This window comes from Brachybacterium massiliense, from assembly GCF_900184245.1.
GTDB classification, from domain to species: Bacteria; Actinomycetota; Actinomycetes; order Actinomycetales; family Dermabacteraceae; genus Brachybacterium; species Brachybacterium massiliense.
The window spans coordinates 1,735,004-1,753,882 of the sequence record NZ_FXXB01000008.1; the positions used below are offsets into that span (position 1 = coordinate 1,735,004).

Sequence of the window (18,879 nt, forward strand, 5' to 3'; positions counted from 1 at the left end):
GTCCTTCCGGGGCGCTCAGGAGGCAGCGGACTGCGTCGTGGCGGGCTCCGCGGCAGGCTCTGCGGCGGTGAGCTCGGTGAGCGCGACCGCCTCGGGGCGGGACACGGTGCTCGCGATCTCGAGGCGGGAGCCGCTGTGCGCGGATTCGAGCACCGCGTTCATCACCTCGAGCACGTGCTGGCCCAGCTCGCCGCTGGCCCGCAGCTCCCGGCCGCGCACGGCCATGTCCTGCAGGCCGATGCCGCGCCCCGCACCCACGTAGCCGCCGCCGACGGGCAGAGCCTCCCAGCCCTCACCGGCCAGCCGACGCACCGTCACCTCGCCGTCGAAATGGTTCGGATCGGGTACCGCGAGGGTGCCCTGCGTGCCATGGACCTCGATCGGATGGGCCGAGGTGGCGACCGCGTCGAAGCTCATCACCAGCGTGGACAGCACCCCGGACTCATGCACCAGCACACCGGTGACATGGGTGTCGGTGCTGACCGGGATCACCTCCCCGGCGCGGGGGCCCGAGCCGATGGTGCGGGTCTCGTGCGGGCGGCTGGCCGCCCCGATCACCGCGGAGACCGGGCCCAGCAGGGTGACCAGCGCGTGGATGTAATAGGGGCCCATGTCCAGCAGCGGCCCGCCACCGGGGACGTAGTAGAAGTCCGGCTGCGGATGCCAGCGCTCATGGCCCGGGCACACCATCGTCGCCATCGCCGCGGTGGGCATGCCGATCACGCCCTCGTCGATCGCGACGCGAGCGGTCTGGGTGCCGGTGCCCAGCACCGTGTCCGGGGCGGAGCCGACGAGCACACCCGCGGCCTGCGCCGCGGCGAGCACCTCGGCGCCCTCCTGCGTGGTCACCGCGAAAGGCTTCTCCGAGTACACGTTCTTGCCCGCCGCGATCGCCCTCAGATCCACCTCGGCATGCGCCGCAGGGATCGTGAGGTTCAGGATCGTGTCCACCTCGGCGTCCTCGATCAGCTCGTCCACCGTCAGCACGCGCACGCCCTCACGGCCCTCCGCCGCCGCGGCGGCACGGGCGGGGTCCAGATCCGCGACGGCCACCAGCTGCACGTCGGGGAGCGTGTCGAAGCTGTCGAGGTACTGCCGCGAGATGACCCCGCAGCCGATCATCCCGATCTTCACAGGGACGCCTCCTTCGTCACGGCCGGACGCCCGTGGCCGCCGTAGGGCTGCTCGGAGCCGCGCGCGGCCCAGAGCATGCCCCGCTCGATGATGGTGCGCACGTTCGGGTCCTCGAGCACCTCGACCCGGTGGCCGGGCGTGGTCACGAAGATGCGGCCCTCGCCCCACTGTCGGGTCCACAGCGCCGGCGAGGTGATCTCGCGGGTCCACGGATCCCACTCGCGCACCTTCTGCGTGGTCGTCGCCAGCACATCGCAGTAGTCATCTGCCAGCACCCAGTACTGCTCGGTGACCAGGTCGAAGTCGGTGATCCCCTCGGTGATGTAGTGCGAGGCCGCCGCGGGCAGCATGTTCACCGTGTAGGGGACGTAGTTGTCCGACTGCTCGCCCGTGCGCTCCTCGGGGTGCTTGCCCGGATGGCAGCCGAACTGGCCGCCGATCAGGGTCAGGTAGTCGGACTCGTTGCGGTAGGAGTCGGCGATGCCTCCGTGCCAGCCGGCCATGCCGGTGCCCGCCTCGATCGCGGCGCGCAGCCCCTCGAACTGGGGCCGCTCGATGGTGTTCATGGTGTTGCACTGGACGATCAGATCGACCGTGGCCATGTACTCCGCATCCGCGTAGATCGCGGGGGAGTCCTCGATGCGCACGGCGAAGCCGTTCTCCTCGAGGAAGGGGAGGAACATGTCGGTCGCCTCGATCGGCTGGTGGCCGTCCCAGCCGCCGCGCACGACGAGCGCCACACGGGAGGCGTTCGGCGCTTCGACGGCGTCGTCGGTCGTGGGGGCGGTGGTGCTCTGCTCGGTCATCGGGTGCCCTCCTGGGCGGTGGTGGACTGCGGATCGGTGCTCTGCCAGCGGGAGCCGGCCTCGGAGCTGGCCTCGACGGCGTCGAGGACTCGCTGCACCTGCAGCGCCTCCTCGAAGGACGGCGACGGGTCGGTGCCCTCGCCGATCGCCGTGACCAGATCGGCGATCTGGTGGGTGAAGGTGTGCTCGTAGCCGAGGCCGTGCCCGGTGGGCCACCAGTTCGCGGCGTAGGGGTGCTCGGGTTCGGTGGTCAGGACGCGGGTGAAGCCCTGGCGGCCGCCCGGGGCGGTCGCGTCGTAGACCTCGAGCTCGTTCATCCGCTCGAAGTCGAAGGCGACCGAGCCGGCCGAGCCGTTGATCTCCACGCGCATCGCGTTCTTGCGGCCCTGCGCCATGCGGGTGGCCTCGAAGGAGCCCAGCACGCCCGAGTCGAAGCGGGCGGTGAACAGGGCGACGTCATCGACGGTGACCTGCTCGCGCGCGCCGGAGACATCGCCGCGCCCGCCGAGGCCCTGCGAGGTGCCGGCCGACGGGCGGGTGGGGACCACGGTCTGCAGCGTCCCGGAGACCTCCGCGATCTGCTGGCCGGTCAGCCACTGGGTGAGGTCGATGATGTGGGCGCCGATGTCGCCGAGCGCGCCGGAGCCGGCGAGCTCCTTGTTCAGGCGCCAGGTCATCGGGGCGTCGGCATCGGAGAGCCAGTCCTGCAGGTACTGGGCGCGGATCTGGCGGATCTCGCCCACGACGCCCTCGCCGATCAGCTGCCGGGCGTAGGCCAAGGCCGGGGTGCGACGGTAGGAGAAGCCGCAGAGCGAGCGGACGCCCTGTGCACGGGCCTGCTGGGCCGCCGCGGTCATCTCCTCGGACTGCGCCACCGAGTTCGCCAGCGGTTTCTCGCACAGCACGTGCTTGCCCGCCGCGAGCGCCGCCAGTGCGATCTCGTAGTGGGTGTCGCCGGGGGTGCAGATGTCGACCACGTCGATCTCGGGATCCTCGATGACGTCCTGCCAGCGGGTGGTCGTCTGCGCGAAGCCGTAGCGCTCAGCCGCCTCGACGACGGCGCTCTCCGTGCGGCCGGAGAGGGTGCGCAGCTGCGGGGTCAGCGGCAGGTCGAAGAAGCGGTGGGCATTGCGCCAGGCATGCGAGTGGGCGGCGCCCATGAAGCCGTAGCCGATCATGCCTACGTTCAGGGTGCCCGCGCGGTCGTGCGTGGTGGTCATCGGTGAAGCACTGCTCCTGAGTGAAAGTTTCGGTGTGGGTTCGGGGCTGTCGCGGTTCGCGGGGGAGGGGCGGGCGCCGTGGTGCGGCGTCGGCGCCGAGCCTCTCGCCTCTCGACGGATGAGCGAGCAAGGAGCGCTTTCCGCACCGGATTCTCGGCGGGGCAGCGGTCCTCGTCACAGCCTAGCGGACGGTGACTGTTGACCCCATCATCCCTGCTGTCGTACGCTCACGCTACCGAAAGCAAGCGAAAAGATTGCTAAACCCAAACTGAAACTGCCTCCGGGGCGTGCCTCGTGGCGACCGGGACCGACGCCGCCGTCGGCCGCTCGCGCGCGACCGTCACGGGCCGTGCGAAGGAGCGTCATGACCATTCCGACGTGGAACGACCGGAGCCGCAGCACCGAGGAGCGCGTCGAGGCGCTGCTCGCGGAGCTGAGCCTCGAGGAGAAGACTGCCCAGCTGGGCAGCTACTGGAAGCGCCCCACCCTGGGCGATGCGGAGGGCTTCGCCCCGATGCAGTCCACCTTCGAGGAGGGCCGAGATCCCTTCGACGCCGCCGTCCAGGGCGGGCTGGGGCACCTCACCCGCCCCTACGGCAGCGCGGCGCTCGAGCCCGAGGAGGGCGTCGAGAACCTGCGGAAGATGCAGCAGGCCGTGGTCTCCGGCTCTCCGCACGGGATCCCGGCACTGGTCCATGAGGAGTGCCTGACCGGCGTCATGGCGCACGGCGCCACGACCTACCCCGCCGCGATCGCGTGGGGAGCGAGCTTCGATCCCGAGCTGATCGGCGAGATGGCGCGGCGCATCGGCGCGGACATGCGCGCGATGGGCGCCCACATGGGTCTGTCCCCGGTGCTCGACATCGTGCGCGACTACCGGTGGGGCCGCATCGAGGAGACGATGGGCGAGGACCCCTACCTCACCGGCATGCTCGCCACCGAGTATGTGCGCGGCCTGCAGTCCTCCGGCGTGATCGCCACCCTCAAGCACTTCGCCGGCCACGCCGCCTCCCGCGCGGGCCGCAACCATGCTCCCGTCTCGATCGGCATGCGCGAGCTGCACGACATCGACCTGGTGCCCTTCGAGATGGCGGTGCGCCACGGCGAGGTGGGCGCGGTGATGAACTCCTACGCGGACCTGGACGGCACCCCGCCCGCCGCGAGCCGCTGGCTGCTGACCGATCTGCTGCGCGACACCTGGGGGTTCGACGGCACCGTGGTCGCCGACTACTGGGCCGTGAGCTTCCTGCAGTCCATGCACCGCGTGGTCGAGGACGACCGGGCCGCGGCGATCGCGGCGCTCAGCGCCGGGCTGGACATCGAGCTGCCCGAGAGCACCGCGTACCCGCACCTGGTCGCCGCCGTGCGCGAGGGCGAGCTCGACGAGCAGGTGCTCGACACCGCCGTGCGCCGCATCCTGCGCCAGAAGGTCGAGCTGGGCCTGCTCGATCCCGAGTTCGACGCCGGCGCCACCGGCGAGGTGCTCGACCTGGACTCCGCCGAGAACCGCGCTTTCGCGCGGCGCATGGCCGAGGAGTCCATCGTGCTGCTGGACAACCCCGAGGGCCTGCTGCCGCTCGCGGCTCCGGCCGACGGCGGCGCCCCCGCCTCGATCGCCCTGATCGGACCGGCCGCCGTGCAGCCTCGCAGCTTCCTGGGCTGCTACAGCTTCACCAACCACGTCCTCTCCCGCCTCGAGGACAACGGCAGCTCGGTCGACGTCCCGACCCTCACCGATGCGCTCACCGCGGAGTTCCCGCAGTCGGCGATCACCACCGTCGGCGGAACCGGCTTCTCCGACGGTGACACCTCCCAGATCGCCGAGGCCGTCGCCGCGGCGCAGGCCGCGGAGCTGGCCGTGCTGGCGGTGGGCGACCTCGCGGGCCTGTTCGGCGCCGGCACCTCCGGCGAGGGCTGCGACGTCGAGAGCCTGCGCCTGCCCGGCGCGCAGCACGAGCTGGTCGAGGCGGTGCTCGCGACCGGCACGCCCGTGGTGCTGGTGCTGGTCACCGGCCGTCCCTACTCGCTCGGCGCCTACGCCGGCCGTGCCCGCGCGATCATCCAGGCCTTCATGCCCGGCGAGGAGGGGGCCAGCGCGATCGCCGGCGTCCTCTCCGGCCGCGTGAACCCCTCGGGCCGCCTGCCCATCGGCATTCCGAACGGTGTGGGCGGTCAGCCCGGCACCTACCTCGCCCCCGTGCTCGCCTGGGTCAGCGACGGCATCTCCAACCTCGACCCCAAGCCGCTGTTCCCCTTCGGGCACGGTCTGAGCTACTCCCGGTTCGAGTACACCGACCTGGCGATCTCCGCCGAGCAGATCGCCGGCGACGGCACCGTCGAGATCTCCGCGACCGTCTCCAACACCGGCGACCGCGACGGTCAGGAGGTCGTCCAGCTCTACCTCAGCGACCCGGTGGCCAGCGTGGTGCGCCCGCTCAAGCGCCTGGTCGGCTTCACCAAGGTGGGCCTCGCCGCCGGCGAGAGCACCCGCGTGAGCTTCAGCCTCCACGCCGACCGCACCTCGTTCACCGGCCCCGACCTGCAGCGCATCGTCGAGCCCGGCGAGTTCCGCGTGCGCCTGGGCGCCTCGAGCGAGGACGTCACCCTCGAGGGCTCCTTCCGCATCGGCGGCGAGGTGCGGGTGGTCGAGCCCGGCCGGGCCGAGCTGCGGACGCCTGTCACGGTCTCACCCGTGGCCCTGCGCGGCGCGACCCAGGGCGCGGCGGCCGGCGCCGCCGTCGCGACCGGCGGGAGCGAGCAGTGACCACGACTCGCACGCCCCGCACAGCACCGGGCGGACGGGTCGAGACCCTCCGCCTGAGGATCCTCGACGAGCACGGCCAGGCCCGCGCGGGCCAGGACGCCCGCCTCACGCAGGTCAGTCACACCTTCGGCTTCGGCTGCTCGGCCTTCGAGCTGCGTCCCGAGGAGCCCGACGAGCACACCCGGCTGTGGCTGGACCTGTTCAACATGGCTACCCTGCCCTTCTACTGGCGGTGGTTCGAGACCGCTCCGGGACAGCCGGACACCGACCGGTTGCTGCGCCTGGCCGAGGGGCTGCGCGGCCACGGGGTGCGCCTGAAGGGGCACCCGCTGCTGTGGCACACGCTTGCCCCCACGTGGCTGCTGGAGAAGGACGACGCAGAGGTCGAGCGGCTGATCCGTGAGCGCATCACCCGCGAGGCCACCGACTTCGCGGGCCTCATCGAGCAGTGGGATGCGATCAACGAGACCGTCATCCTGCCGGTGTTCGAGGCCGAGGAGAACGCCGTCACGCGTCTCGCGCAGGCACGCGGCCGCATGGAGGTGGTGCGCCTCGCCTTCGAGACGGCGCGCGCCGCCGACCCGTCGGCCCGCCTGGTGCTCAACGACTTCGATCTGTCCTCGGCCTTCGAGGACGTGATCGAGGAGTGCCTCGAGGCCGGGCTCGAGATCGACGCGATCGGGCTGCAGACCCACATGCACCAGGGCTACCGCGGCGAGGAGCAGATCGCCGAGGTCATCGAGCGCTTCTCCCGCTTCGGCCTGCCGCTCCAGCTCACCGAGACCACCCTGCTCTCGGGCGAGATCATGCCCGGCCACATCGTGGATCTCAACGACTACGTGGTGGACTCCTGGCCCTCCACGGAGGAGGGCGAGGCGCGACAGGCCGACGAGATCGAGCGCCACTACCGCACCGTGCTCGCCCAGCCCGCGGTCGAGTCGCTGACCTACTGGGGGATGGGGGACGCCGGTGCCTGGCTCGGCGCGCCCGCCGGTCTGGTGCGGGCCGACGGCACGCCCAAGCCGAGCTATGACACCCTGCGCTCCCTGATCCGCGAGGAATGGTGGGTGGACGGGCACGCCGTGCACGCCGACGGAGACGGCGTGCTGGCACTGCACGGCTTCGCCGGCGAGTACGTCCTCGAGCTCGACGGGGAGAGCATCCCGCTCACGATCCCCCGAGGGGGCGGGGAGCAGGAGCTCAGGCGACCTCGTCCGGCACCGCGGGGCTGACGAACTGCTCGGTGAGCAGCTGCACCACGGGTCGCTCCGAGGCCCACAGCGCGAACACCAGCAGTGAGGCCGTGAACAGCAGCAGGAACTCGCCCACCAGCAGCACGATGCCCAGCACCAGCACGCCCAGCGAGAGCAGCGCGAGCGTGGACAGCGGCCTGACCAGCAGCGTGAAGGCCGCGAGCCGGTACACGTCGCGCACCCGGAAGCTGAAGGTCGACACGATCGAGAGCACTCGTGCGAGCACCAGCAGCGCGGCCGCGCCTGCCACCAGCAGCACGATGGTCAGCAGCCGGTTCGCCGCCGCCCCGGCGGAGGTGAGGTTGAAGGCCAGCAGGGCGAGCACGAGCAGCACCGGCATGCCGACCTTGAGGCTGTCCGCCGCGTTCAGCCGGTAGCCCTTGAGGACATGGCGGGCCGGAGTCAGCTCCCGCTCCTCGCGCCAGGCACGGCAGGCGTAGAGCCCTGCGGCCAGCGCGGGCAGCAGCGGGAAGGCTCCGAGCACGAACAGCAGCGAGCTCATCGGGCCGGGCGACATCACCGTCCACAGCACCAGCGTGGGCGCCGAGGCGAGCACCAGCAGCACGTCGAGCGCGAGGAACCAGTAGACCCCTTCGGTGAGATCGATGAACAGGCCGCGCGGGCGACGAGGTGGCGTCATTGCTCCTCCTGGAGACGTACGGAGTGCCGCCGGACACGACACCCCCCAGTATGCCCGAAACTTTCGGCCCTTGTCGAGCTGAAGTTGCAGGACTGTGACCTTGGGGCGTCGCCCCTGTGTGGGGGTGATGACTCCTGATGGCCCGCAATCTTCCTGGTCGCAGCTGGGTCGCAGGAGCCTCGACGGGTGCCTGCGTGTTTTCGTGAAGTTCTTGACCGAGGTCACATCGGCGGTTAAGTTAAGGCCAGCAACGAAAGCTTGACGAAAGTCTCGGCAACTCCCCGGTACAGCCGCCGGCGAGAGCAGCTCGCACGAGACGGATCGTCCGGCACGATCGGGCACCTCCACGGTGACGTGAGGGATCCCGTGTCGACGCACCTGCAGCACCGGATCGAACAGCTTCACCCTCGCCGCACCGACCGGTCGTGGCACTGACCCTGATGAGGAGACGGCAATGACGACGCCCCGCACCTTCCCCTTCGCTCCCAGCCGACGCAGCTTCGTCGGCCTCTCGGCCGCGGCCTTCGCCACCGTGGCGCTGGCCGCCTGCGGCTCCGGCGACGCCGAAGAGGTCGATCTCGAGACCCAGAACGTCGGCGCGATGGATGACTACGCGGCCGATATGCAGTTCAAGGCGACCGAGCCGATGCAGGTCAGCATGCTGTGGACCGACTGGCCCGAGGTCCCGGTCGAGGACACCTGGCGGCTCTTCGACCACATCAAGGAGCTCACCAACGTCGAGATCACGCTGACGCACATCCCCTTCAGCGATGCGACCGAGAAGCGCTCGCTGCTGATCAGCGCCGGCGATGCACCCACCCTGATCCCGCTGGTCTACACCGGTGAGGACGCCCCGTTCGTCTCCTCCGGCGCCGTGGTGCCGCTGAGCGACTACGCGGACAAGATGCCCAACTTCCAGAAGTACGTCCAGGAGTGGGACCTGGCCGACATGATCGAGAACATCAAGCAGGCCGACGGCAAGTACTACATGATGCCTGGCCTGCAGGAGGTCTCCGTCCCCGTCTTCAGCCTCGTGGTCCGCAAGGATGTGTTCGAGGAGCTCACCGGCTCGGTGCCCAACACCTGGGAGGAGCTGCACGAGGGCCTGCGGATGATCAAGGAGGAGTACCCGGACGCGACCCCGCTCGCGGACGGCTTCGAGGCGCAGTCCATGCTCAACTACGCCTCCCACGCCTTCGGCACCAAGGCCGGCTGGGGCTTCGGCGACGGCATGATCGACAACGGTGGCGAGTTCGTCTACGCGGCGACCACCGACGAGTACAAGCAGATGGTCGAGTTCTTCCGCACCCTGGTCGAGGAGGGCCTGCTGGACCGCGAGTCCCTCACCGCCTCCAACGACGGCAGCGGCGCGGCGGGCGTCGACGAGAAGTTCGCGAACGAGACCTGCTTCGCGGCCTCGGGCTCCTCCGGCACCGCGATCGAGTTCGCGCAGGCGCTGAACGAGACGGTCGGTGAGGGCAACCACGACGTCGCCCTCATCCCACCGCCCGCCGGCCCTGCGGGCGAGAACATCGAGCCGCGCAACTTCTGGCACGGCTTCATGCTCAGCTCGCAGGTCACCCAGTCGGAGAACTTCCTGGCCACCCTGCAGTTCGTGGACTGGCTGTACTTCAACCCGGAGGCACGGGACATGCTGCGCTGGGGCGAGAAGGACGTCCACTTCACCAAGGCCGACGACGGATCCATCGAGCTGAAGCCCGAGTTCTCCCTCGACGACTACGCGATCAACCCCGACGGCGAGACCGACATCAAGGTGGACCTCGGCTACTCGACCTTCCCCGCGGAGTCCACCGAGTCCCGGGCGCTCAAGGAGTCCTACAGCACCGACGCGTTCGTCCAGTACATCGACGACGTGCTCACCACGCGCACGCCCCGCGAGCCCTACCCGCCGGCGCCGCTCGACGAGATGGAGCTCGAGCAGGCCTCGCTCCTGGCGACCCCGATCAAGGACGCGGTGGACACTGCGACGCTGCAGTTCATCATGGGCGAGCGGGACATGGGCGAGTGGGATGCCTTCGTCGGCGAGCTCGAAGCGGCCGGTCTTCCCCGTTATCTCGAGCTGCTCAACGGTGCGCGCAAGCGGTTCGAAGAGGGGGCCGGGTGAGCGGCTCCACGACGACTGAGGAGGAGGGGAGCTCATGACCATCACGGAGACCCGGGAGGTCGCGGCGCAGGAGCCTGCGCCGCGGCCCCCGGCCCCCAAACGCCGTCCGGGAGGGTGGAAGCGTGCACTGCGGCGGGACTGGCCGCTGTACACCTTCGCCATCCTCCCGCTGATCTTCCTGGCGATCTTCCGGTACGTGCCGATGCTCGGCAACGTGATCGCCTTCCGACGCTTCCGCCCAGGCGGGAGCATCTTCGGCGACGAGTGGGTGGGAACCCTCTACGTCGACATGTTCATCCGCGACCCCGCGTTCTGGAACGTCTTCTCGAACACGGTGATCATCGGCGCGATGACCCTCGTGGTCTGCTTCCCGCTGCCGATCATCCTCGCGCTGATGCTCAACGAGGTGCGGCGCAAGCACTTCAAGAAGATCGTCCAGTCGATCAGCTACCTGCCGCACTTCCTCTCGGTCGTGATCGTGGTGGGCATGGTCTACCAGCTGCTCTCGCTGCAGGGGACGGTCAACCAGATCACCGAGGCCTTCGGCGGCGACCCGGTCGCCTTCCTGCAGAAGCCCGAGTGGTTCCGGTTCATCTACGTGGCCTCCGAGGCCTGGCAGACCGTCGGCTGGGGGACGATCCTCTACCTCGCCGCGCTCACCGCCGTGGACGACGCCCTCTACGAGGCCGCACGCATCGACGGCGCGAACCGCTGGCAGCAGACCTGGCACGTGACCATCCCAGGGATCCGCCCCACGATGATCACGCTGCTGATCCTGAACATCGGCAACTTCCTCAACGTCGGGTTCGAGAAGGTGCTGCTGCTGTACAACCCCATGACCTACTCGACCGGTGATGTCATCTCGACGTACCTGTACCGCGTGGGTCTGGTGTCCAACAACCTCAGCTATGCGGCGGCCATCGGTCTGTTCCAGGCCATCATCGGATTCGCGATGGTCATGTCCGCGAACTACATCTCGAGACGATTGGTGGGGACGAGCCTGTGGTGATCGAAGCTATGGCCCCGGAGCGACCGCGCAAGTCGGCGGCGGCTTCGCGGTCCTCCCGCATCAAGGACTCCAGGTCCTACAAGGTCTTCACGGCCGTGAACACCATCGCGCTGCTGCTGATGTGCGCGGTGATGCTGTACCCGTTCATCATGCTGCTGGCGCAGTCGTTCAGCTCGGCCGGTGCGATCAGCGCCGGGAAGGTCAACCTCTTCCCCGTCGACTTCAACATCGACACGTACCGCGCCGTCGCCAACAACGACAGCTTCTGGCGCAGCTACGGCAACACTGTGGTCTACACGGTGCTCGGCACGACCATCGCGATGGTGCTGACCACCACGTACGCCTTCGTGCTCTCGAAGAAGCATCTGCGCGGTCGCAGCCTGCTGATCGGCATCGCCGTGTTCACGATGTTCTTCAACGGCGGCATCGTGCCCAACTACGTGCTCATCTCCTCGTTGGGCATGAAGAACACCATGTGGGCGGTGATCCTCCCGCCGGCGCTGTCCGTGTTCAACCTGCTGGTGATGAAGGCGTTCTTCGAGAACCTTCCCACCGAGCTCGAGGAGGCGGCGCACATCGACGGCCTGAGCTGGTTCGGGATCTTCTTCCGGATCACGCTGCCGCTGTCCAAGGCGGTGATCGCCACGATGGTGCTCTTCTACTCGGTGCAGTACTGGAACGACTGGTTCGCGGCCTTCCTCTACCTGGATCGCACGGACCTGTTCCCGGTGACGCTGTTCCTGAGGAACCTGATCGCCGGCGCCTCGACCGCCGCGTCGGAGGGCGCTGCGGCCTCCGGCTCCGCGGTCAGCGACATCAACGCCAACATCCAGTCGGTGACGATGATCCTGATCCTGATCCCCATCCTGTGCGTGTACCCGTTCGTGCAGCGGTACTTCGTCTCGGGGATCATGCTCGGCTCTGTGAAGGGTTGAGTCCCCGGCGCCCCGTCGGCCCTCGGTGGCGGGCGGGGCGCCTGCACGAGAAGTGGCAGTCCCGAACCATGCAGATCAGACGACGATGTCGAAGGAGACCCATGAGACGCCGCGAGATCCTCACCGCCGGAGCAGTGGCCACCACGATGGCCGCCGCCGCACCGGCAGCCGCCGCCCCCGGACGGGGCGGAGGACCGAAGAAGCCGCCCGGCAACGGGCAGACGAAACCTCCGGGCCTGGCCAAGAAGGACAACCTCGCCTTCGCCGCAGGCAGCACGTTGAAGATCGGCTGCGCTGTCGCGGGCGGCGGGCACCACACCGAGCAGGACTATCCCGACCCGTTCACGAGCGATGAGCCCTACCGCGAGGTGCTCGCCGCGGAGTTCACCTCGCTCTCGGCGGAGAACCAGATGAAGTGGGACCACCTGCGCCCTGCGCCGGACGTCTACGCCTTCGAGGACGCGGACGCGATCATGGACTTCGCCGAGGCGAACGGCCAGGTGGTGCGCGGCCACACCCTGATGTGGCACAACCAGAACCCTGCCTGGCTCGCGGAGGGCGACTACAGCCCCGAGCAGCTGCGCGAGATCCTGAAAGACCACATCACCACCGTGGTGAGCCGCTACGCCGGCCGGATGCAGCAGTGGGATGTGGTCAACGAGATCTTCGACGACGATGCGCAGCTGCGGCTCGAGGGGAACATCTGGCTGCGCGAGCTCGGCACCGAGATCATCGCCGACTGCTTCCGCTGGGCGCACGAGGCGGATCCGGAGGCGCTGCTGTTCTTCAACGACTACAACGTCGACGGCATCAACCCCAAGTCCGATGCCTACTACACGCTGATCCAGGACCTGCTCGCCGACGGCGTGCCCATCCACGGCTTCTCCACCCAGGGCCATCTGTCGATCCGCTACGGCTTCCCCGGCGATCTCGCGGAGAACCTCCAGCGCTTCGCCGACCTCGGCCTGCAGACCGCGATCACCGAGCTCGACGTGCGCATGGATCTGCCGGACGGCGGGGAGCCGACGCAGGCGCAGCTCGAACAGCAGGCCGACTACTACCGCCGCGCCACCGAGGCGGCGCTGGCCGTTGACGGCTGCGACTCCCTGACCCTGTGGGGTGTGCTCGACAAGTACTCGTGGGTGCCGGGCACCTTCCCGGGGGAGGGCGCGGCGACCGTGCTGTGGGACGACTTCACCCGCAAGCCCGCCTACTACGCGGTGCAGGACGCGCTCGCTGAGGCGAGCGGACGGGCAGGGCACCCGGCGCTGCGGCGCTGAGAGCGCCTGAGGCCGTCGGCCCCCAGGGACGACGGGCCTGTGCAGGAAGCAGCGGGGGCGGTGCCACGGCACGGCCCCCGCTGTTCTGCGCCGACTCCCTCGGCGCTCGGCCTCCCGGAGGAGCCGGGGTCAGTAGATCGGTCGCCCGCTCGCGTCGGGGATGCCGGAGGCGCGGTAGAAGTAGGTGCGCAGCTGATCGCGCCATTCTTCCGCGGAGCGCTCCTGCTCGCGCAGCAGCTCCTCCACCCGCTGGTGCAGGGCCGACGGGACGCGCCCGGCGAGCTCCTGCCAGCGCGGGCGCAGCGTGAGCACCTGCTCGTAGGCGTCGGCCCGCGAGTCGTAGATGTGCTGGATGACGGTCTTGCCGCTGTGCAGCCGGTGCGTGTACGGCACGTGATGGAAGAACAGCAGCAGCTCGTCGGGGCAGGTGCGCACGTCCTCGTAGCGAGAGGCCCACGGCTCGGGGAACAGACCGGCGAAGCCGGTGCCGGTGGCGACGCTGCGATCCACGCCGATGCCGTCGCGGTCCGCGAAGTGGTAGGTGCCCCAGGGGGTGTACTCGTAGCCGTCCACGTCGGGGCCGTAGTGGTGGCCGGGCCGCACCATGAACCCCACCCCGAGCGGGGCGGTGTACTGCTCGTACAGCTGCCACGACTCGATCAGCAGCTCGCCCAGCACCTCACCCACCAGGGGGTCGGTGCCGAAGGTCGCCTCGATCCACTCCTGGAGGATCCGTGCGGGGTCGAGCTGCGGGTCCCAGGCCAGGCGTCCCAGCGCGAACAGGTTCGCCTGGGCGAGGGGGTGCCCGGTCCAGAACTCGTCGGCCCCGACGTTCGAGACGGCGACCAGCCCACCCGGATGCTCCGCGGTGCCCGCGACCAGCTCGGCGAGCGTGGGCGCCCCGGCTTCCTCCTCACCGAAGGGGAAGCGCAGGTTCTCGCTCCACCAGGGCGCGAGGTAGCACAGGTGCTTCTGCTGCCCGGTGTACTCCTGGGTCACCTGCATCTCGACGGCGAGGCGGGTGCGGGGCATCGCGCCGATCACGGGGGAGACCGGCTCGCGAGTCTGGAAGTCCATCGGGCCGTGCTTGACCTGCACGATCACGTTCTCGTCGAAGTGGCCGTCCAGCGGGGCGAAGTGATCGTGCGCGGCGCGCGCCCGGTCGGTGCGCCGATCGCGCCAGTCCTGGTGGTGGTCGTAGACGAAGGCCCGCCAGAACACCTCCCCGCCGTGCGGGGCCAGAGCCCGGGCCAGCAGGTTCGCGCCATCGGCATGGTCGCGGCCGTAGGCGAACGGCCCGGGCTGGCCCTCCGAGTCGGCCTTGACCACGAAGCCGCCGAAGTCCGGGATCGCGGCGTAGACCGCGTCGGCGGCGCGCCGCCACCAGTCCTGCACCTCGATGTCCAGCGGGTCGGAGGTCTCCAGCCCGCCCAGCAGGCGCGGCGAGGCGAAGGAGACCGACAGCAGCACCGAGATGCCCTGGGCGCGGAAGATCTCCGCGAGGCGCGCCACCTGGTCCAGGCGCGTGGTCAGCAGCGTGGCCTCGTGGGCGTGGACGTTCACGTTGTTCAGCGAGACCCGGTTGATGCCCACGGCGGCGAGCAGGCGCGCGTAGTGCTCCACTCGGCGCAGATCCTCGCGCAGCTCGCCGTGCTCGTAGAACAGGGAGCCCCCGGCATACCCGCGCTCGACCTGCCCCATCACCGGGTGGACGGTCATGTTGTCCCAGTGGTCGAGCATCCGGATGGGCTGCGCGGGGCAGCGCAGCGACCAGTCCTCGCTCGCGGAATCCCCGAGGCCCAGCAGCACCGCGTAGAAGCCGTGCAGCAGGCCCCGGTCGCCGCCGGCGACGAGGAGGCGCTCGCCGTCGGACCGCAGGGCGAAGGACTCCTCGCCCGCGGCGGCGAGCTGCGCGAGCACCCCGTCGTCGATCCCCGCCGCGCGGGCCGTGGCCGGATCGTGTAGCACCAGGGATCCGTCGGCCCCCTCCGCGAGCGCGCGCAGGCGAGCGATCTCGGCGCGGACGGTCGCGGCGAGCGGCCCGCCCGCCTGCAGGTCCACCTCGCGGGGCAGGCGCGCGGCGGCCTGCGCACCGAGCCAGGCGAAATCCTCGATCACTGCGCTCACAGGTGATCTCGCAGCCAGTCGAGCTGACGGCGCTGCTGAGCAGGGCCGCCTCCCTCGTGGTTGTTGTAGGGGTAGATGACCATCTCCCGCTCGGGCTCCGCGTCGGTGGCGCTGCCGTAGAGGTTGTGGGCGGCGAACACCGTCGAGGGCGGGCAGATCACGTCCCGCAGCGCGACCGAGAACATCGCCGGCGCGGTCGCACGGCGGCCCAGGTGGAGGGCGTCGACGTAGGACAGGGTGCGGAAGGTCTGCTCCTCGAGCTCCCGGTGCACCGCGAGGTAGCGCACGATCTCCTGGTACGGATCCGCATCGGTGATCTCGACCGCGCGGCGCATGTGGGTGAGGAAGGGGACGTTGCTGACCAGGGCGTCGACCTCCGGCACCAGCCCGGCGGTGCCGAGCGCGAGCCCGCCGCCCTGGCTGTTGCCGGTCAGCGCGATGCGGCCGTCCGCACCGGGCAGCTGGCGGGCCGTGTCCACGGCGCGCACCGCATCGGTGAACAGGCGCGTGAGATAGGAGGTGTGCGGGGAGGCGACGCCGCGGGTCATCACCCCGGAGGCGGCAGGGCCGGAACCGGCCGGATCGGCGGTGTGGCCGCCCGCTCCCCAGGTGGAGCCCTGCCCACGGGTGTCCATCACCAGGTGCCCGTAGCCGGCCCCGGCGAAGGCGAGGCGCTCGAGGGGCTCGCCGCGACCGCCGCCGTAGCCGAGGTACTCGACCACCACCGGCAGCTCCGCCTCGACCCCGGCGGGGCGGTTGTACCAGGCCCGGATGGGGGAGCCGTCGTGCCCGGCGAAGGTGACATCCCAGGTGTCGATCAGCGTCAGGCCGTTGTCGACCCGCTCGAGCGCGAGGAGCGGGTCGGAGGCCTCGCGCGCCTGCGAGAGAGTCTGCTCCCAGAAGGGCATGAGATCCTCGGGCTCGCTGAGCTGCGGGCGGTACTCCCGCAGCGCCTCGAGGGGCATGTCGAACAGCGCCATACGGGTGGCCTCCACAGTGAGGACCGGGCGGAGAGCGTGCTCGCGCACCGGTGGGCGAAACTGGCGAAAATGCTACTGAAACTTGCGTCGTGGTTTAGGCTATGTGTGGCGGAGATGCCGGTCAAGGCCTGGTCCTCCGGATACCGTTCGTGGTGGTGCGCCAGAGCCGGTGCCGCCGGAGGAGGGAAGAGGTGAGGACATGGCGCAGAGCGAGTCGCGCAGCGAGCGCGTCACCCTGAAGGACGTGGCGGAGAAGGCGGGGGTCTCCCTGGCCACCGCCTCCAAGGTGATGAACGGCCGCGCCGACGTGCGCCAGGCGACCCGCGAGACCGTCGCCCAGGCCGCCCGCGAGCTCGGCTACGAGCCCAAGCGCCGCGAGACCGACGGGCGCCGCTCCGCCCTGATCCACTTCGACACCCTCACCAGCCCGTACTCGCTCCAGGTGCTCGAGGGTGCCGAGCAGGCCGCCCACCGCGCAGGCGTGGACCTGCTGGTGATCAGCGGCGACCAGACCCCCGCCGGTCTCACCCGCGCCTGGATGGCCGATGCCGCCGCTCGCGGCGTCGAGGGCGTCATCCTGGTGACCACCCCGATCGGCGCCCAGCACGCCCGCTGGAGCAGGGACCTGCGCCTGCCGCTGATCGCGATCGACCCGGTCTCGATCGACCCCGACGTCAACGGGATCGTCACCATCTCCGCCACCAACTGGGAGGGCGGCAGCACCGCCGTCCAGCATCTCCTGGACCTCGGCCACCGCCGCATCGGCGTGCTCGCCGGCCCGAAGGACTCCGTCCCCGCCCGCCAGCGCCTGCAGGGCTACCACTCCGCGCTCGGTGCGGCCGGTGTGGTGTGGGAGAAGGAGCTCATCGCGCACGGGAACTTCTCCTACGAGGACGGCCAGAGCGGCGCCGAGCGCCTGCTCCAGCTGCCCGAGCCGCCCACCGCGATCTTCGCCGTGGCAGACACCCTCGCCGTGGGCGCCCTGAGCGCCGCACGCCGCCTCGGGGTGGACGTGCCCGAGCAGCTCAGCGTGATCAGCTTCGACGACACGATGATCGCCCAGTGGACCCACCCGCAGCTGACCGCCGTGCGCCAGCCGCTGTTCTCGATGGGGCAGGTCGCGGTCGAGCGGCTGCTCGCGCTGTCCTCGGATCCGGGGCTGTTCGCCCACCCCTTCAAGCTCGAGACCCATCTGATCGAGCGCGAGTCGACCGCCGCCCCAGGATCCACGCCCCCGGAGCGCTGAACACCGGCTGCAGCGCCGCACGCGCCGCGCCGTGCAGGGCGGGGTCGGCATAGTCATCCGAGCGCTCGATGCGCACCGGTCCGGCCTCCGCCGCCAGGGCGTGCCGCTCGACCGTCCCGCGGATCACCGGCTCGAGCTCGTCCGCGATCGGGGCGAGATAGCCCGAGAGAACCACCGTGGTCAGGTCCAGCACGTTCAGCGCGTTCGCGATCGCGAGTCCGAGCGAGCGGCCGATCATGCCGATCACCTCGGTGCGGTCGCTCGTGCGAGAGAGCGCCTCGACGAGATCCTCGATCAGCACGTCGTCGTCGAGCCCCGCCCGTTCCCGCAGCGCGTGATACGAGACGTAGGCCTCCAGGCAGCCCCGTCGGCCGCAGCGGCACTTCGCGCCGCCGGGCTCGATCACTGTGTGCCCGAACTCGCCGGCCCAGCCGTGCGCGCCGGTCATCAGGGCGCCGTCCAGCACCACCGCGCCGCCGATGCCGGTCGAGCCGCGCAGATAGATGAAGGACTCGCCCGGGCGGTGATCGATCTCGGTGAGCACCGAGAGGCGGTTGTCGTTCTGCGCCCGCACGGCCAGGCCCTCGAGCTCGGGATGCGCCAGCAGGCGGCTCACCAGCGGCACCTCGGTCCAGTCGAGGTTCGGTGCCGAGAGCACCCGGCCGTCGTCGGGCGCGATGCGACCCGGCACCGCGACCACCACGCCCTCCGTCGGCAGATCGCCCGCCTCGGCGCGCACCAGGCCCACCAGCTCGGCGGCGAGATCGATCGCGGCCTCGGCGGAGCCCGCGGTGACCTTGCGGTACTCGATGTGGTGGCTCAGCGTCCGGCCGGCCAGGTCGATGCCCAGGCAGGCGATATGGTCCGCGGCGATCTCGAGCCCGATCGCCAGCAGCGTGCCGCGCGCAGGGGTCAGCGGCACCATCGGCCGCCCGGCTCCGGCGGAGATCGGTGCGCCCTCCTCGACCAGGCCCGCGCCCACGAGCTCCTCGATCAGCTTCGAGACGGTGGGCTTGGTCAGGCGGGTGAGCTTCGCCAGGCCCGCCCGCGAGGTGGGGGAGTCGACGGTCGAGGCGGCCGCGAGGGCGGTCAGGAGCGTCGAGAGGTTGTGCTCGCGCAGATGTGCGGACTGCACCCGTGCCCCCTTCCGTCGGCCCCGACGGGGTCGCGCGGTGCGCGCCCCGGAAGTTCTGCGCACAGCTTGGCATGTCCGCGTTAGTTACGGTAACTTACTAACAACGGCGCACGGCCGCTCAACGACGAAGGAGCCCACGAATGACTGCCCCCACCCCCACCCGCGACGACAAGTTCTCCTTCGGCCTGTGGACCACCGGTTGGCAGGCCCAGGACCAGTTCGGCT

The 18,879-nt window shown here is 70.2% G+C and carries 14 protein-coding genes; 7 read left to right on the forward strand and 7 right to left on the reverse strand.

All coding sequences use genetic code 11. The annotated features are described in order from the left end of the window. Positions 1 to 15: 15 nt before the first annotated feature. Genes BN4251_RS17805 through BN4251_RS17815 form a run of 3 tightly spaced genes read right to left on the reverse strand, consistent with a single transcriptional unit; the run spans position 16 to position 3,160 of the window. Positions 16 to 1,134 carry a Gfo/Idh/MocA family protein gene (locus BN4251_RS17805; protein WP_087486309.1) on the reverse strand — a complete coding sequence of 373 codons (1,119 nt, stop codon included), beginning with the start codon at positions 1,132 to 1,134 and terminating at the stop codon, positions 16 to 18. After that, on the reverse strand, positions 1,131 to 1,940 hold the full coding sequence (locus tag BN4251_RS17810; RefSeq protein ID WP_087486310.1) for a ThuA domain-containing protein: 810 nt from the start codon (positions 1,938 to 1,940) through the stop codon (positions 1,131 to 1,133). The genes BN4251_RS17805 and BN4251_RS17810 overlap by 4 nt, the downstream gene beginning before the upstream one ends. Next, positions 1,937 to 3,160: a Gfo/Idh/MocA family protein gene (locus tag BN4251_RS17815; RefSeq protein ID WP_087486311.1), complete on the reverse strand. Its 1,224-nt coding sequence runs from the start codon at positions 3,158 to 3,160 to the stop codon at positions 1,937 to 1,939. Before BN4251_RS17815 ends, BN4251_RS17810 begins: the two co-directional genes overlap by 4 nt. Before the next feature lie 364 nt (positions 3,161 to 3,524). On the opposite strand from BN4251_RS17815, the gene BN4251_RS17820 reads away from it, so the two are divergent. Next, the gene (locus BN4251_RS17820; protein ID WP_087486312.1) at positions 3,525 to 5,924 is read left to right on the forward strand and encodes a glycoside hydrolase family 3 protein; all 2,400 of its coding nucleotides are present in this window, start codon (positions 3,525 to 3,527) and stop codon (positions 5,922 to 5,924) included. Continuing rightward, positions 5,921 to 7,156 (forward strand): endo-1,4-beta-xylanase, encoded by a 1,236-nt coding sequence (locus tag BN4251_RS17825; RefSeq protein ID WP_087486313.1) that lies wholly within the window; start codon positions 5,921 to 5,923, stop codon positions 7,154 to 7,156. The genes BN4251_RS17820 and BN4251_RS17825 overlap by 4 nt, the downstream gene beginning before the upstream one ends. On the opposite strand, the gene BN4251_RS17830 is transcribed toward BN4251_RS17825, so the two are convergent. Continuing rightward, complete coding sequence (locus BN4251_RS17830; protein WP_087486314.1) at positions 7,125 to 7,817, reverse strand: DUF624 domain-containing protein; 693 nt, start codon at positions 7,815 to 7,817, stop codon at positions 7,125 to 7,127. The two genes, BN4251_RS17825 and BN4251_RS17830, sit on opposite strands and share 32 nt — an antisense overlap. Before the next feature lie 454 nt (positions 7,818 to 8,271). Here BN4251_RS17830 and BN4251_RS17835 point away from each other — a divergent pair, with 454 nt between their 5' ends. The 4 genes from BN4251_RS17835 (at position 8,272) to BN4251_RS17850 (ending at position 13,166) form a co-directional block, all read left to right on the forward strand. Continuing rightward, positions 8,272 to 9,942 carry an ABC transporter substrate-binding protein gene (locus tag BN4251_RS17835; RefSeq protein ID WP_087486315.1) on the forward strand — a complete coding sequence of 557 codons (1,671 nt, stop codon included), beginning with the start codon at positions 8,272 to 8,274 and terminating at the stop codon, positions 9,940 to 9,942. A gap of 34 nt (positions 9,943 to 9,976) precedes the next feature. After that, the gene (locus BN4251_RS17840; RefSeq protein ID WP_087486316.1) at positions 9,977 to 10,951 is read left to right on the forward strand and encodes an ABC transporter permease; all 975 of its coding nucleotides are present in this window, start codon (positions 9,977 to 9,979) and stop codon (positions 10,949 to 10,951) included. A gap of 8 nt (positions 10,952 to 10,959) precedes the next feature. Then, positions 10,960 to 11,886, forward strand: a complete 927-nt coding sequence (locus tag BN4251_RS17845; protein ID WP_087486317.1) for a carbohydrate ABC transporter permease — start codon at positions 10,960 to 10,962, stop codon at positions 11,884 to 11,886. A 101-nt stretch (positions 11,887 to 11,987) separates the two neighbouring features. Continuing rightward, entirely contained in the window at positions 11,988 to 13,166 is a 1,179-nt protein-coding gene (locus BN4251_RS17850) for an endo-1,4-beta-xylanase (protein WP_087486318.1), read from the forward strand. A gap of 129 nt (positions 13,167 to 13,295) precedes the next feature. Here the strand turns inward: BN4251_RS17850 and BN4251_RS17855 are convergent, their stop codons facing one another. Further along, complete coding sequence (locus BN4251_RS17855) at positions 13,296 to 15,293, reverse strand: alpha-glucuronidase (protein ID WP_212647632.1); 1,998 nt, start codon at positions 15,291 to 15,293, stop codon at positions 13,296 to 13,298. Continuing rightward, positions 15,290 to 16,273 (reverse strand): acetylxylan esterase, encoded by a 984-nt coding sequence (locus tag BN4251_RS17860; protein ID WP_087486320.1) that lies wholly within the window; start codon positions 16,271 to 16,273, stop codon positions 15,290 to 15,292. Before BN4251_RS17860 ends, BN4251_RS17855 begins: the two co-directional genes overlap by 4 nt. Positions 16,274 to 16,472: 199 nt before the next feature. Here BN4251_RS17860 and BN4251_RS17865 point away from each other — a divergent pair, with 199 nt between their 5' ends. Next, positions 16,473 to 17,519, forward strand: a complete 1,047-nt coding sequence (locus tag BN4251_RS17865) for a LacI family DNA-binding transcriptional regulator (protein WP_087486321.1) — start codon at positions 16,473 to 16,475, stop codon at positions 17,517 to 17,519. On the opposite strand, the gene BN4251_RS17870 is transcribed toward BN4251_RS17865, so the two are convergent. After that, positions 17,449 to 18,654, reverse strand: coding sequence for an ROK family protein (locus tag BN4251_RS17870; RefSeq protein WP_087486322.1), 1,206 nt, complete (start codon positions 18,652 to 18,654; stop codon positions 17,449 to 17,451). The genes BN4251_RS17865 and BN4251_RS17870 overlap by 71 nt on opposite strands. Positions 18,655 to 18,879 lie beyond the last annotated feature (225 nt).

Coding starts and splice junctions, on each gene's coding strand:
- BN4251_RS17810 (WP_087486310.1), bottom strand. CDS start 1,940: ATGACCGAGCAGAGCACCACCGCCCCCACGACCGACGACGCCGTCGAA.
- BN4251_RS17840 (WP_087486316.1), top strand. CDS start 9,977: ATGACCATCACGGAGACCCGGGAGGTCGCGGCGCAGGAGCCTGCGCCG.
- BN4251_RS17835 (WP_087486315.1), top strand. CDS start 8,272: ATGACGACGCCCCGCACCTTCCCCTTCGCTCCCAGCCGACGCAGCTTC.
- BN4251_RS17865 (WP_087486321.1), top strand. CDS start 16,473: ATGGCGCAGAGCGAGTCGCGCAGCGAGCGCGTCACCCTGAAGGACGTG.
- BN4251_RS17860 (WP_087486320.1), bottom strand. CDS start 16,273: ATGGCGCTGTTCGACATGCCCCTCGAGGCGCTGCGGGAGTACCGCCCG.
- BN4251_RS17820 (WP_087486312.1), top strand. CDS start 3,525: ATGACCATTCCGACGTGGAACGACCGGAGCCGCAGCACCGAGGAGCGC.
- BN4251_RS17845 (WP_087486317.1), top strand. CDS start 10,960: ATGGCCCCGGAGCGACCGCGCAAGTCGGCGGCGGCTTCGCGGTCCTCC.
- BN4251_RS17850 (WP_087486318.1), top strand. CDS start 11,988: ATGAGACGCCGCGAGATCCTCACCGCCGGAGCAGTGGCCACCACGATG.
- BN4251_RS17815 (WP_087486311.1), bottom strand. CDS start 3,160: ATGACCACCACGCACGACCGCGCGGGCACCCTGAACGTAGGCATGATC.
- BN4251_RS17830 (WP_087486314.1), bottom strand. CDS start 7,817: ATGACGCCACCTCGTCGCCCGCGCGGCCTGTTCATCGATCTCACCGAA.